The sequence below is a fragment of the Arthrobacter sp. B0316-5-4 genome, from assembly GCF_059090325.1.
Genome location: NZ_JBNHFN010000003.1, coordinates 385134 through 397932 on the forward strand (window position 1 = coordinate 385134; position 12799 = coordinate 397932).

A 12799-nucleotide genomic window follows, 5' to 3' on the forward strand; every position below is an offset into this window, starting at 1 on the left:
CCGCTTAGGCGAGGACCTGGCGCTTGGAAGAAATGACTCCGGTGTCGAAGCCGGCCAGGTGGAGTCCGCCGTGGAAGCGGGCGTGCTCGATCTTCACGCAGCGGTCCATCACCACGTTGAGGCCCGCGGCTTCAGCATCGCGTGCAACCTCCTCGTGCCACGAACCCAGCTGAAGCCACAGGGTTTTGGCTCCGGCTGCGACGGCTTCGTCCAGGACTCCGGGGAGGTCGTCGTGTTTGCGGAAGACGTCAACGATGTCGGGGGACTCGGGTAGGTCGGCCAACGAAGCGTATGTCGGCTGGCCCAGGATTTCCTTGACCACGGGGTTCACGAAGTACACCTTGTAGCGCGTGGACGACTGCAGGTAGGTGGCCACGAAGTAGCTGGCGCGGGACGGCTTGTCCGAGGCGCCAACAATCGCGATGGACTTGGCCTGGCGCAGGAGCGACAAGCGCTCGGGAGCGGACGGGCCCTCCCAGTGACGTTCTGCGGTGCTCATGCTTTCGCTCCTACTACTGACGGGACTTCGACAGCTGCTTGCGCCTCCGTGAGTGCCTGGTCAAGGTCCCAAAGGATGTCATCCAGGTCCTCCAAACCCACGGAAATCCGGACCAGATCTTCCGGTACACCCGCGGACTCGAGCTGTGCAGCGCTGAGCTGCTGGTGGGTGGTGGAGCCCGGGTGGATGACAAGCGTCCGTGAATCCCCAACATTGGCCAGGTGGGACGCGAGCTGCAGCGACTCGATGAATTTCTGGCCAGCTGCGCGTCCACCGGCAACACCGAAAGAGAACACAGAGCCCGGACCCTTGGGCAAGTACTTCTGCGCTCGTTCAAAGTGCGGGTGGGACGGCAGGCCGGAGTAGTTCACGTAGGAAACCCGGGGATCGGCGTCGAGCCATTCCGCCACGGCCTGCGCGTTCTTCAAGTGCTCGTCCAAACGCTGGGGGAGTGTCTCCACACCCTGCAGGAGCTGGAAAGCGGAGAGCGGGGAGAGCGCCGGGCCAATGTCGCGGAGGTGCTCGCAGCGCAGCTTGGTCAGGAAGCCGTATTCCCCGAAGTTGCCCCACCAGGAGACGTTTCCGTAGGACGGCACGGGGTCGGTCATCATGGGGAACTTGCCGTTGCCCCAGTTGAAGCGGCCACTCTCCACGATCACACCGCCAAGGGTGGTGCCGTGTCCGCCGATGAACTTGGTGGCGGAGTGGATCACGATGTCGGCACCGTGCTCGATCGGCCGCACAAGGTAAGGCGTGCTCAAGGTGGCGTCGACCACCAGGGGGATGCCGGCGTCGTGCGCTACCTTGGCCAGCCCCGCAAGGTCCTGGACTTCCGACGACGGGTTGGCCACCACCTCAACGAACAGCGCCTTGGTGTTTTCCTGGATGGCAGCGGCGTAGTCCGCGGGGTAGGTTCCCGGCACGAAAGTGGTGTCCACACCGAAGCGGCGCAACGATACATCCAGCTGGGTGACGGTGCCGCCGTAGAGCTGGGACGCGGCTACGATGTGGTCACCGGACTGGGTCAGCGCAGCGAACGTGATGAACTCGGCAGCCATGCCCGACGCCGTTGCGACAGCCCCGATGCCGCCCTCGAGGGAGGCGATGCGCTCCTCAAAAGCGGCGACGGTGGGGTTGCCGATGCGCGAATAGATGTTGCCGTACTTCTGCAGGGCGAAGAGGTTTGCGGCGTCGTTGGTGTCCTTGAAGACGAAGGACGTGGTCTGGTAGATCGGCACGGCGCGGGCACCGTGTTCGGCGTCGGGGGTGCCTCCGGCGTGCAGGGCGCGGGTGCGGAACCCGAAAGTGCGGTCAGCCATCAGACTGCCACCGACTCAGCGACCGGCGTGGAGGAAAGGTCCAACTCAGTGCCGTTCTTCCGGGCAACGTCGGCCTCGAGTTCGCGCACGATCGGCAGGACCTCCTGGCCGAATGCGGCGATTTCTTCCTGGAAGTGCAGGTAGCCGGTGAGGAAAAGGTTCACGCCGATCTTCTTGTATTCCACGATCCGCTCGGCGATCTGCTCCGGGGTGCCGATGAGTTGGGTCTTGAAACCATCGTTGTACTGGACCAGGTCCTCGAACGTGGAGTCGGCCCACATGCCCTTGCCGTCCTTGGTGGACGCGCCGGCTTCCTGCACGGCGTCGCGGAAGCCCTGGACTGCCGGCTTGTGTGCCTTCTCGACGATCTCGCGGAGGGTGTCGCGGGCTTCCTTTTCGGATTCCCGGGCGATCACGAAGCCGTTGAGGCCGAAGCGCGGAGCAGCCAGCGCACCCTCTGTGCCGCGCTTCGTCTCGCCGGCGGCAGCTACAACACCGGCGATGTTCTCCTTGAAACCCTCAAGGTCCTTGCCGTTGGAGAAGTACCAGTCGGCAACGCGGCCAGCGGTGGCCTGGGCCGCCGTCGAGTTTCCACCGAAGAAGATTTCCGGGTGCGCCCGGCCGGGAACGTCCACTGGCGCCGGGTTCAGGGTGAAGTCGGTGATGTTGTAGTACTTGCCGTCCTGGCTGTAGCCCTGCTCGGTCCACAGGCCGCGGAGGACGTTGATGAATTCCTCGGTGCGGACGTAGCGTTCGTCGTGCTCCAGCCATTCGAGGCCGAAATTGGTGAACTCGTTCTTGAGCCAGCCGGAGACAATATTGACGGCGGCCCGGCCGTTGGAGATGTGGTCAGCCGTGATGATGTACTTCGCCAGCACGCCAGGGTGCCACATCCCCGGGTGGACGGCGGCGATGACCTTGAGGCGTTCGGTGGCTGCAAGGAGGGCCAGGCTGAAGGACGTGGCTTCGTGCTGCTTGTCGGCCCCGTAGGACGCGGCGTAACGGGTCTGCGTGAGGGCGTATTCGAAGCCGGAGTTCTCCGCGATCCGGGCGAGCTTCTTGTTGTAGTCGAAGTCCCAGCCGGTGCGCTGCTCGATGGTGGACACCACCAGGCCGCCGGACACGTTGGGCACCCAGTAGGCGAACTTGAGCGGCTCGGAGAGTCGTGCGACGTTGCTGATCTCGGTCATGAATTTTCCTTTACTAGGGCCCGCTCGCGCAGGACGTCCTGGATTCCGGCGATTGCCGGTTCGTTTTGGAGTGAGGTGGTGTCGCCCAAGGCGGTCCCCTCAAAGAGTTGGGTCAACAGCCGGCGCATGATCTTGCCGCTGCGGGTCTTGGGTACGTCTGCCACCACGACGACGTCGCGCGGCTTGGCGATGGGGCCGATCTCCTTGGCAACGTGGTTGCGCAGGTTGTGGGCGACTTCCGCTTCACGGTCACCTGAGCCGCTTCGGAGTACGACAAACGCGACAACGGCGTGCCCCGTGGTGGGATCGGCCACGGGACAGACCCCGGCTTCCACCACGTCCGGGTGCGCGACCAGCGCGGACTCGATCTCGATGGTGGACAGCAGATGTCCTGAGACATTGAGGGTGTCGTCCACGCGCCCAAGGATCCAAATGTCGCCGTCGGAATCGTATTTGGCGCCGTCGCCGGCGAGGAACCAGCCCTGCTCGGCGTACTGGCTCCAGTAGGAGTCGAAGTAGCGCCGCGGGTTGCCCCAAACGGTCCGCGCGATGGCGGGGCCGGGGCGGTCCACCACGATGAAGCCCTGCACGCCGGGCCCGGTGAGCCGACCCGCTTCATCCACCACGCGTGTGCTCACGCCGGGAAGGGCGCGAGCCGCGCAGCCCGGCTTGAAGGAAGTGTCTGTGGGCGAGGGGGACATGATGGTGGCACCCGTTTCGGACTGCCACCAGGTGTCCACCATGGGTGCCGTGCCACCGCCGATGTTGTCGCGCAGCCAGCGCCAGGCCTCGGGGTTCACGGCCTCGCCCACGGTTCCCAGCACCCGGATCGACGAGAAATCGTAGCTGTCCGGCACGCCGTCCGGGAACCAGCCCATGAGGGAGCGGACCAGTGTGGGCGCAGTGTAGTACTGCGTGACCTTGTAGCGTTCGATGATCTCGAAGTGCCTGCCAGGATGTGGGGTGTTGGGCGTGCCCTCGAAGATCACCTGGGTGGCGCCGTTGGAGAGCGGACCGTAGATCTCGTAGGTGTGGGCGGTGACCCAGGCCAGGTCCGCGGTGCACCAGTGGACGTCCTTGTCCCGCAGTGAGGCGTCAGGGTTACTGAACAGGTACTCGAAACTCCACGATGCCTGCGTCAGGTAGCCGCCGGACGTGTGGACCAGTCCCTTCGGCTTTCCCGTGGTTCCGGAGGTGTACATGATGAACAGCGGAGTCTCGGCGTCGAAGGCCTTGGGCTCGTGGACCTCGGAGGCTGTATCGACTAGGTCGTGCCACCAGACGTCCCGGCCGGCTTTCATGGGGACGGCACCCAGTTCAGCGGCGGGTGTGGTCCGGTTAATGACCAGCACGTGCTCAATCGCGTTGTCCCCGGCGACTGCGGCATCGGCGTTGTCCTTGACCGGCACGGCAATCCCGCGGCGGAACTGACCGTCGGTGGTGACCAGGAGTTTCGCCTGGGTGTCCTCTACCCGGAACCGCAATGCCTCGGCTGAGAACCCGCCAAAAACCAGGGAGTGGATCGCTCCGATGCGCGCCACGGCCAGGGTGATGATCACGGTCTCCGGAATGACCGGGAGGTAGATGACCACACGATCGCCTTTGGTGACTCCCAGCGAAAGCAGCGCGTTCGCGGCCTTGGACACCTCGCGTTGCAGTTCCGCGTAGGTGATTGCCCGGCGGTCACCGGGTTCGCCTTCGAAGTAGAGGGCAACCTTGTCACCCTTTCCGGCAAGCACGTGCCGGTCCACGCAGTTGTACGCAACGTTCAGCTTGCCGCCGTCGAACCATGAGATCTCCGGGCCCCGGCCCGCTTCAACGTCAACAGGAGTCCAGGTGTGCGCGGTGTGCCAGGGAGCTGCCCAGTGCAGGCGGCGGGCCTGCTCTTCCCAGAAGCCAACCGCTGACCCGTTCCGGTCAAAACTGCCGTCAAAACTGCCGTGACGCGCCCGCTCGCCGAGATCAGCGCCGTGCACTGCGCCGTCCGTGGGCTCGCTCGAGGACCATCCCGAAGAGCCGTGAAGGGAGCCGGGCGCGTCAAGCAGCCCTGCTTCAGAGGCCGTCGCGTCCGAAGTGGTGTGTGAAATTTTGGGGGTGGGTACGGCAGAAGTCATGGTTGCTCCTTGCCCGGAAGTGCAGGCTCAGTGCGAAGATGCGAAGCAAGGGATGGTCGCCCTCATCCGCGGGGATGGTCACTCCTCACTAAAGCCGATGGTCCATTCGGCTCAAAACCAGGGGTAGCGGTGCGTAATATTCGCCTGGATGGCCTGAAGTCCGCAAAATATGCAGATTATTCGGCAGACCGCTCGGTTGAGCGTCAGGAGTAGGCTTAGGCCATGATGCATGTCAACGATCCAGCCGTCGTGGAGCGGTTGATGCGAACAAAGGGCACGTGGGCCATTGTGGGGTTGAGTACCAACCAGTGGCGCTCGGCCTACGATGTTTCGCTCTACGTCCGGGACACGATGGGCATGGAGATCATCCCCATCAACCTCAAGGGCGAGGACGTGCATGGTGAAAAGGGGTACAAGTCCTTGGCTGATATTCCGCAGGCCAAGCACCCCATCGACGTGGTGGATTGCTTCGTGAACTCGCAACGCGTGGGGGCTGTGATCGACCAGGCGATTGCGATCGGCGCCAAGGCCGTTTGGCTGCAACTGGGCGTCTTTGATGACGAGGCAACGCAACGCGCCAGGGAAGCAGGACTCGAAGTGGTAGTGAACTCCTGCCCGGCGCGTGAAGGCTGGCATTACGGCCTATGATCCCGGGACATGTTCCTCTGCTAGATTGCTGCTGACTCATCTCTTTAGCCCCGGGGGACAGCCATGACTGGCGACCACTCTGCAATGCCATTTTCCTTGCCCAGCAGGCGGGCCCTCCTCGGTGTTGTGGGCGCCTCGGTGGTGGCCGGGCTCACGGCTTGCACTCCCGCTGAAGGGGCAGAAAGTACGACGACGGCGCTGACGCCGGATGCCGCCCTCGGCTCGCCGGAGGCCCCGGCTGCTACGGTGACCCCGACGCAAACCCCGACGCCAACTCTTACGGCGGCGAAGCGAATCCGCCGGAGTTTCATCCCGGACTACCAGTTGCCGCCGATCGTTGGCGGACTCGCACCGGTTATCACCAAGATCCCCACCAAGCACCCGATCGTGTTCCTGACCATCGATGACGGGAACATCAAGACCCCCGAATCCGTGAAGCTCATGGCGGAGTACGACTACCCTGCCTCACTGTTCCTCACCAGGAACACCATTGCGGACAACCCGGCGTTCTTCAACGCCTTCAAGGCCCAGGGCAGCCTGGTGGAAAACCACACAGTGACACACAACATCAACATGGTGCGGCAGTGGGGCTATCAGCAGCAGCTCAACGACATAGTGGGGATGCAGGAGTATGCGGTTCAACAGTATGGCCGCAAGCCCAAATTGTTCCGGCCGCCCGGCGGTGCTTACTCAAACGCGATGCGGCAGGCCGTGGCAGCTGCGGGCCTGAAAGCGGTGGTCACGTGGGAGGCGAAGGCGAACGCCGGAAAAATGGACTACCAGGTAGGGAATTCGCTACGCCCCGGGGACATTGTCCTGATGCATTTCCGGGCCGAGTTTGCCGCAGACCTTGCTGCGTTCCGCGCTGCCCAGCTGGCGGCAGGGCTGGAAGTGGTGCTGCTGGAGGATTTCCTGGGCGTGGCGTAGGGCTCGCCCCTTAGCCGTCCCCCAAGTAGGCTCACCTCCATGGATGTTTCCGGCTTGCGCGAGATTTGCCTGGGCTTTCCGGGCGCCTTCGAAGACTTTCCCTTCGGTCCGGAGACATCTGTCTTCAAGGTCCGGGCGGCTGTGGCCGGCGGTGCACGGCACGAGGCCAAAATGTTCGCACTCTCCGCGATGGACCCGGGCAACTGGTCTGTCAGCCTCAAATGCGAGCCGGCACTGGCCGAGCAGCTTCGGGCTGCCCATCCGGAAATCACCGGTGCCTGGCACATGAATAAGACCCACTGGAATGGTGTTCGGCTGGATGGCGCCCTGCCGGACGACATGATCAGGGACATGGTGGAGGACTCCTACGACCTGGTGGTGGCCACCCTCAGCCGCAAGCAACAGGAACAACTTGGGTGGGCCAGGCTGGCCGCTCCGCACGGGAAGTAACACCCTCATAACGGCCCTCCCCATGGCGCTGACATGGGGATAGATTGATACTGCATACCTAAAGACCACAGCCTTGGGCTGGTCAGGAGCGGTTTGATGCTGGATCAGAAGACACTGGACCAATTGTGGAACTTTGGCGATCCGGCGGCTTCCGAAGCCCGGTTCCGTGCCGCCATGGTCGAGGAAATGTACGACGTCGACGAGCGGGCCGAGCTCGCCACCCAACTTGGGCGGGCCATTGGCCTGCAGGGCCGCTTCGAGGAAGCTGACGCGCTCCTTGATGGAATCGACGACGACGAGCCAACAGTTGGGGTGCGGATCCTCCTTGAACGCGGTCGCGTCCTCAATGCGGGTGGCCGAGCCGCCATGGCCGTGCCGCTCCTTGAACAGGCAGCAGAGTTGGCGGACCACCTTGGTGAGGAATTCCTGGCGGTCGATGCACTCCATATGCTCTCCATCGCGGACGCCGGGAACGCCGAGGTTTGGATGCGGAGCGGCCTGGAATATGCGTCCTCCGCCCACGATGAGCGAACCAAGCGCTGGATGATTGCTTTGCACGCGGGCCTGGGGTCGTTTCTGCGCGGTAAAAACCGGCTCACGGAGGCCATGGTGGAGTTCCAATTGGCCGAACAATGGGCGGAACGACTGGGAACTGAGCGGCAGAAGGCGTTGGCTCGGGACGCGATCACGGAGTGCGGAAAGGCACTCGCGGAGGGTCCGTAGAAAGATCACGCTTTGACAAATGTTGATCGAAACTGCCGCGAAATATTGATTTTCGATCATTCGTGGTGAATTATGTCACAGAAGGTTGGTGCTGCCAGAGCGCCAACCCAGACTGTCTGACTGAACGGTTTCTGCCGCAACAGTCGACACTACGAGTCACTGGAGGGTTTAGAAATGAACGTTCAGCACCAGTCCGTTGGTCGCCGTGGATTCCTGCGCGGAGCACTCGCCGCAGCTGTCCTCGTTCCTATGGGGGGAACCATTGCTTCCTGTGCTGCGGGCGGCGGTGGAACATCCGCCGGTCCTACAGGAACGGTCTCAGACACCAACCCGTTCGGCATGGCTGACAAGGCCACCCTGGACGCCGTCATCTTCAAGGGCGGCTACGGCATCGACTACGTCGAGTTCGCAGGCAAGCTCTTCGAGAAGAACCACTCAGGTTCCACCGCCAAGATCGCGCCGTCCACCGACATCGCCCAGGAACTGCAGCCGCGCTTCGTCGGCGGCAACCCGCCGGACCTGATCGACAACTCCGGCGCCAAGGCCATCGGCTTCAGCACCATCCTCGGCCAGCTCGAGGACCTCACGCCCCTGGTTGAGGCCAAGAACCTCGAGGGCAAGGTCATCAAGGACACCCTGTACACCGGCGTACTGGCTCCAGGCACCTTCGACGGCAAGCTTGCTGCCCTCAACTACGTCCTGACGGTCTACGCCGTGTGGTACTCCGACTCCCTCCTGAAGGAGAACGGTTGGACCGTTCCGAAGACCTGGGATGAGATGTACACCCTCGGCGAGCAGGCCAAGGCAAAGGGCAAGTACCTCTTCGTCTGGGGCAAGGAAGCGGCCACGTACTACCAGGAACTGGCCATCGCGTCCGCCATCAAGGAAGGCGGCGACGAGGTCCGCCTCGCCCTGGAGAACCTCAAAGCCGACTGCTGGTCGCACCCGGCCATCCAGTCCGTCTTCACTGCCCTGGACAAGATCGTCAAGGCCGGCTTCTTCAAGCCGGGCGGTTCCGGCACGCAGTTCACCGCCGCGCAGGCACAGTGGAGCAACGCGCAGGAAGCCGTGTTCTACCCTTCGGGTTCCTGGATCGAAAACGAAATGAAGGACCAGACCAAGGCCGGCTTCAACATGATGGGCACCCCGGCCCCGTCAGTGAGCGCAAGCCCCAAGATGCCGCAGACCGCACTGCACAGTGCCGCAGGCGAACCGTTCATTGTCCCCTCCCAGGGCAAGAACGCAGCCGGCGGCAAGGAACTGCTCCGCATCATGCTCTCCAAGGAAGCAGCCACCAACTTCGCCAAGACCAAGCTGGCTCCCACCATCGTCAAGGACACTGTTCCGGCAGATGGCTTCGGTTCAACCGCCCTGGTTTCGCAGACGAAGATGCTCAGCGATGCCGGTGAGAACATCTACACCTGGAACTTCATCGACCTGTACGGCACCAACAAGGACCAGCTGGTTGTTTGGAACACCTTCCTGGATGGCAAGTCCGACGTCGCGACACTGACGTCCGCGCTCCAGAACATCACCGACAAGGTCCGTAACGACAGCTCGGTCAAGAAGATCGAAGTGAAGTGACTTCAGTGAAAACTCAGCAGAGCCGGAACGACGACGGCCTGGCCGCCGTCGTTCCGGCGACCGCCCCACAGCAGGTGATCAAGCGGCGGCGGAAGCCGTTGACGTGGGACAAGGTCAGTTTCTTCGCGGTCTTCCTCGGACTGCCGCTGGCGATCTACCTGTTGTTCGTGATTTGGCCCTTTATCCAGGCTTTTGGATACTCGTTGACGGACTGGTCGGGATTCTCGCCCAACCAGAACTTCATCGGACTCGAGAACTACGCCAAGATCTTCACGGACGACATCTTCATGAAGGCCATGGGGAACAACATCCTCCTGGTCATCTTCCTGCCGATCATTACCATCATCCTGAGCCTGGTGCTTGCCTCCCTGGTCACGGTTGGCGGCAGCAGCAAAGGCCAAATCAAGGGCCTGCGTAACTCCAGCTTCTACCGCGTGGTCTCGTTCTTCCCGTACACAATCCCCGCTATCGCGATCGGCATCATGTGGGGGCAGATCTACGATCCCTCGGGAGGTCTGCTGAATGGCATCCTCACCGGAGTGGGCCTGGACCAGTTCAAGGACTTCGCCTGGTTGGGCGATAAGAACACCGCCATGATTGCCACCATGTTCGTGATCGTTTGGGGCTTCGTGGGCTTCTACATGGTGCTGTTCGTGGCAGGCATCAAGGGCATCCCCGCCGAGCTTTTCGAAGCCGCGAGGATCGATGGCGCCGGTCGGTTCCGTACCGCAGTGTCCATCACCATCCCGCTGATCCGCGACAATATCCAGACGGCCTACATCTACATGGGCATCCTGGCTTTGGATGCGTTCGTTTACATGGCCGCGTTGAACTCTGGCGGCGGTCCGGACAACTCCACGCTGGTCATGGCGCAGCAACTGTTCTTCACCGCCTTCAGCAAGGGGCAGTTCGGACTCGCAAGCGCCATGGGCGTTGTGCTTGCCATCGCGACGCTGATCTTCTCCGGTTTGGTCTTCGCGGTCAACAAGCTCACCGGCGGCGATAAGGATGTGAGCCTGTAATGACTACCAAAGTTTCGACACCGGAAATGAAGTCACTGCACTTCCAACCCCGGACACCGGCAACCTCGACGGGCGACAAAGTGGTGGGAGCCGTCTCGCACACAGCTTTGACCATTTGGACGCTCATTGTCATCCTGCCGCTCCTGTGGACGTTCATGTCCTCCTTCAAGACGTCCAGCGAGATTTTCGCCTCACCGTTCTCCTTGCCGGCCGAATGGAAGCTGGACAACTACATCAAAGCCTGGAGCGAAGCCGGGATCGGCAGCGCGTTCCTGAACTCGGTGATTGTCGTCGCCGTGGCTTTGGTGATCGTGATGGTTCTGGGCGCCATGTGCGCCTACGTCCTGGCCCGCTACACCTTCCCGGGCAGCAGGGCCATCTACTACCTGATGCTCGCCGGCCTGACCTTCCCGATCTTCCTGGCCATGGTGCCGTTGTTCTTCGTCTTGAAGAACATGGGCCTGCTGAACACGTTGCCCGGGCTGATCCTGGTCTACGTTGGCTTCGCGCTTCCGTTCACGGTGTTCTTCCTGTTCTCGTTCTTCAAGTCGCTGCCCCACGAAATAACCGAGGCCGCAGCGCTTGATGGGGCAGGGGAGTGGCGGACGTTCTTCCAGGTCATGTTGCCGATGGCCAAGCCGGGGCTAGCCTCGGTTGCCATCTTCAACTTCCTGGGCCTGTGGAACCAGTTCCTCATTCCGGTGTCCATCAACGCTGCCGGCCCGCGCGTCCTTTCCCAGGAACTCGCGGCCTTCGCCGGCCAGATGGGCTACGCCGTGGACTACGGTGCACTGTTCGCGGCCGTCAGCGTCACCGTCATCCCGGTGCTCATTGTCTACGTGATCTTCCAGCGCCAGCTGCAGGGTTCCGTTTCGCAGGGCACGTCCAAGTAGTTCAACAAAGCTAAAAACAGCGTTCGACGGCGGTCCCCACCTCAAGGTGCGGGCCGCCGTCGGGCGTTAACTCTGGAAGGATGGAAACGGATTCCGTAGTGCAACGAAAGGCAGAACCCCGTGATCTTCATCGTCGTTAAGTTCAACGTCAAGCCTGAGTGGTCCGAGCGTTGGCTGGACCTCGTAGCCGACTTCACTAAGGCAACCCGCGAGGAGCCTGGCAACCTGTGGTTCGACTGGTCCCGCAGTGTGGAGAACCCGAATGAGTTTGTGCTGGTGGAAGCGTTCCAGGATGACGCTGCCGAGGCCCACGTCAACAGTGCACACTTCAAGAAGGCCATGGCGGACATGCCCCAGGCCCTGGTGGAGACTCCCCACATCATCAGCCGGCAGTTCGAAGGCAGCGGTTGGGACCGCATGGGCGAACTCACCATCGCGTAACCCGCCAGCCAACAGCAACGCGGGGTCACTTACGGCCCATCCTGAGGAGGATTATGGGCCGTAAGTGACCCCGCGTTGTTCTATGGGAACTCAGAACATCCAGGGGATCTCCGCGTGGCCGAAGTCGGAGAATGAGCCGAAGCGGCCTGCCTTGAAAGCGAGCACCTCGCCGTCCCGGTCCCGGCACGTGGTGACCTGGCCGAAGAAGACCTGGTGATCCCCGACGTCGTACTGCTGCACAACGGTGCAATCGGCCTGGGCGAGGGCGCCCTTGATAACCGGAAGACCGTTGTCAGTGATGTCGAAGTCGCCGTCACCGAAGCGATCGCCGCCCCGGACAGCGAAACGCCGGGCCACCGACTCCTGCTTGGCGCCGAGGATGGAAACCGCGAACTTGCCGCTCTCCATCAGGGCCTCGCCCGTCCGGGTCCCGAAGTTCAGCGAGATCATGAGGATGGGCGGTTCCAGGCTGATGGAGGTCAGCGAACTGATGGTCATCCCGTACTGCTCGTCCTCGTGCTGGGTGGTGACCACGGCGACGCCGGTGAGGAAACGGCCCATGGCGCGGCGCATCCCCATGGCATCGGGGATGGTGAAGGCTGGTGCCAGGCTCATGTCAGTTGCTCCGCTCGGCTGGTACGGAATCCGTGTAGTACCGGACCTCAAACATTTTGGCGCCATTCTCGGAAACCCACGGCCCGTGTTCCATTCCTGGAGGACGGGTGGCCCAGTCGCCTGCTTTGAAGGTCTTGCCGAGGCGCTGGTCCACGAAGGAACCCTCGAAGATGAAGACCTCTTCCCAGAAGTCGTGGGTCAGGACGCCGTTGGGCGAGGTGTCCGTGCCTGGCTCGAACTTCAGGATGCGCGTGACGCTGTCGTTGGCCGAATCCCGCGCCAGGATGGCCTCGGACAGGCCTTCGATGGGCGGGTTGCAGGGCGCGAAGTCCACCGAGGAGACGGGGGTGAACTCAAATTCGGGCTTTGCCATG

Annotated in this window: 14 protein-coding genes; 8 read left to right on the forward strand and 6 right to left on the reverse strand. The window is 62.5% G+C overall.

Features of this window, described 5'->3' with window-relative positions; translation table 11 throughout:
• Positions 1 to 4: 4 nt before the first annotated feature.
• The 4 genes from AC5RU9_RS10375 to acs are packed head-to-tail and all read right to left on the reverse strand — an operon-like array spanning position 5 to position 5122.
• A complete protein-coding gene (locus AC5RU9_RS10375; RefSeq protein WP_494016367.1) occupies positions 5 to 499 on the reverse strand; it encodes a CoA-binding protein in 495 nt (164 codons plus the stop codon).
• A complete protein-coding gene (locus AC5RU9_RS10380) occupies positions 496 to 1818 on the reverse strand; it encodes an O-acetylhomoserine aminocarboxypropyltransferase/cysteine synthase family protein (RefSeq protein WP_494016368.1) in 1323 nt (440 codons plus the stop codon). Before AC5RU9_RS10380 ends, AC5RU9_RS10375 begins: the two co-directional genes overlap by 4 nt.
• Positions 1818 to 3008 (reverse strand): dimethylsulfone monooxygenase SfnG, encoded by a 1191-nt coding sequence (gene sfnG, locus AC5RU9_RS10385; RefSeq protein WP_494016369.1) that lies wholly within the window; start codon positions 3006 to 3008, stop codon positions 1818 to 1820. The genes AC5RU9_RS10380 and sfnG overlap by 1 nt, the downstream gene beginning before the upstream one ends.
• Positions 3005 to 5122: an acetate--CoA ligase gene (gene acs / locus AC5RU9_RS10390; protein WP_494016370.1), complete on the reverse strand. Its 2118-nt coding sequence runs from the start codon at positions 5120 to 5122 to the stop codon at positions 3005 to 3007. Before acs ends, sfnG begins: the two co-directional genes overlap by 4 nt.
• A 222-nt stretch (positions 5123 to 5344) precedes the next feature.
• Here acs and AC5RU9_RS10395 point away from each other — a divergent pair, with 222 nt between their 5' ends.
• The 8 genes from AC5RU9_RS10395 to AC5RU9_RS10430 all read left to right on the forward strand — a co-directional run bounded on the left by AC5RU9_RS10395 (position 5345) and on the right by AC5RU9_RS10430 (position 11810).
• A complete protein-coding gene (locus tag AC5RU9_RS10395; RefSeq protein WP_211713998.1) occupies positions 5345 to 5770 on the forward strand; it encodes a CoA-binding protein in 426 nt (141 codons plus the stop codon).
• Positions 5771 to 5833: 63 nt separating this feature from the next.
• Positions 5834 to 6697, forward strand: a complete 864-nt coding sequence (locus tag AC5RU9_RS10400; RefSeq protein ID WP_494016371.1) for a polysaccharide deacetylase family protein — start codon at positions 5834 to 5836, stop codon at positions 6695 to 6697.
• A gap of 39 nt (positions 6698 to 6736) precedes the next feature.
• Positions 6737 to 7147, forward strand: a complete 411-nt coding sequence (locus AC5RU9_RS10405; protein WP_494016372.1) for an MmcQ/YjbR family DNA-binding protein — start codon at positions 6737 to 6739, stop codon at positions 7145 to 7147.
• 96 nt (positions 7148 to 7243) lie between these two features.
• The gene (locus AC5RU9_RS10410; protein WP_494016373.1) at positions 7244 to 7870 is read left to right on the forward strand and encodes a hypothetical protein; all 627 of its coding nucleotides are present in this window, start codon (positions 7244 to 7246) and stop codon (positions 7868 to 7870) included.
• A gap of 174 nt (positions 7871 to 8044) precedes the next feature.
• Positions 8045 to 9454, forward strand: a complete 1410-nt coding sequence (gene ngcE, locus AC5RU9_RS10415; RefSeq protein ID WP_211713994.1) for an N-acetylglucosamine/diacetylchitobiose ABC transporter substrate-binding protein — start codon at positions 8045 to 8047, stop codon at positions 9452 to 9454.
• On the forward strand, positions 9451 to 10476 hold the full coding sequence (locus tag AC5RU9_RS10420; RefSeq protein ID WP_211713993.1) for a carbohydrate ABC transporter permease: 1026 nt from the start codon (positions 9451 to 9453) through the stop codon (positions 10474 to 10476). Before ngcE ends, AC5RU9_RS10420 begins: the two co-directional genes overlap by 4 nt.
• Positions 10476 to 11369, forward strand: coding sequence for a carbohydrate ABC transporter permease (locus AC5RU9_RS10425; protein ID WP_494016374.1), 894 nt, complete (start codon positions 10476 to 10478; stop codon positions 11367 to 11369). Before AC5RU9_RS10420 ends, AC5RU9_RS10425 begins: the two co-directional genes overlap by 1 nt.
• Before the next feature lie 120 nt (positions 11370 to 11489).
• Positions 11490 to 11810 carry a putative quinol monooxygenase gene (locus tag AC5RU9_RS10430; RefSeq protein WP_494016375.1) on the forward strand — a complete coding sequence of 107 codons (321 nt, stop codon included), beginning with the start codon at positions 11490 to 11492 and terminating at the stop codon, positions 11808 to 11810.
• Between the two features lie 90 nt (positions 11811 to 11900).
• Here the strand turns inward: AC5RU9_RS10430 and AC5RU9_RS10435 are convergent, their stop codons facing one another.
• A complete protein-coding gene (locus tag AC5RU9_RS10435; protein WP_011773370.1) occupies positions 11901 to 12425 on the reverse strand; it encodes a flavin reductase family protein in 525 nt (174 codons plus the stop codon).
• A gap of 1 nt (position 12426) precedes the next feature.
• Positions 12427 to 12798, reverse strand: a complete 372-nt coding sequence (locus AC5RU9_RS10440) for a cupin domain-containing protein (RefSeq protein ID WP_211713989.1) — start codon at positions 12796 to 12798, stop codon at positions 12427 to 12429.
• Between the last annotated feature and the right edge of the window lies 1 nt (position 12799).

Bases quoted from the DNA above. Each gene is read 5' to 3' on its own strand.
- AC5RU9_RS10375 (WP_494016367.1), bottom strand. From the start codon at position 499: ATGAGCACCGCAGAACGTCACTGGGAGGGCCCGTCCGCTCCCGAGCGC.
- AC5RU9_RS10380 (WP_494016368.1), bottom strand. From the start codon at position 1,818: ATGGCTGACCGCACTTTCGGGTTCCGCACCCGCGCCCTGCACGCCGGA.
- sfnG (WP_494016369.1), bottom strand. From the start codon at position 3,008: ATGACCGAGATCAGCAACGTCGCACGACTCTCCGAGCCGCTCAAGTTC.
- acs (WP_494016370.1), bottom strand. From the start codon at position 5,122: ATGACTTCTGCCGTACCCACCCCCAAAATTTCACACACCACTTCGGAC.
- AC5RU9_RS10395 (WP_211713998.1), top strand. From the start codon at position 5,345: ATGATGCATGTCAACGATCCAGCCGTCGTGGAGCGGTTGATGCGAACA.
- AC5RU9_RS10400 (WP_494016371.1), top strand. From the start codon at position 5,834: ATGACTGGCGACCACTCTGCAATGCCATTTTCCTTGCCCAGCAGGCGG.
- AC5RU9_RS10405 (WP_494016372.1), top strand. From the start codon at position 6,737: ATGGATGTTTCCGGCTTGCGCGAGATTTGCCTGGGCTTTCCGGGCGCC.
- AC5RU9_RS10410 (WP_494016373.1), top strand. From the start codon at position 7,244: ATGCTGGATCAGAAGACACTGGACCAATTGTGGAACTTTGGCGATCCG.
- ngcE (WP_211713994.1), top strand. From the start codon at position 8,045: ATGAACGTTCAGCACCAGTCCGTTGGTCGCCGTGGATTCCTGCGCGGA.
- AC5RU9_RS10425 (WP_494016374.1), top strand. From the start codon at position 10,476: ATGACTACCAAAGTTTCGACACCGGAAATGAAGTCACTGCACTTCCAA.
- AC5RU9_RS10435 (WP_011773370.1), bottom strand. From the start codon at position 12,425: ATGAGCCTGGCACCAGCCTTCACCATCCCCGATGCCATGGGGATGCGC.
- AC5RU9_RS10440 (WP_211713989.1), bottom strand. From the start codon at position 12,798: ATGGCAAAGCCCGAATTTGAGTTCACCCCCGTCTCCTCGGTGGACTTC.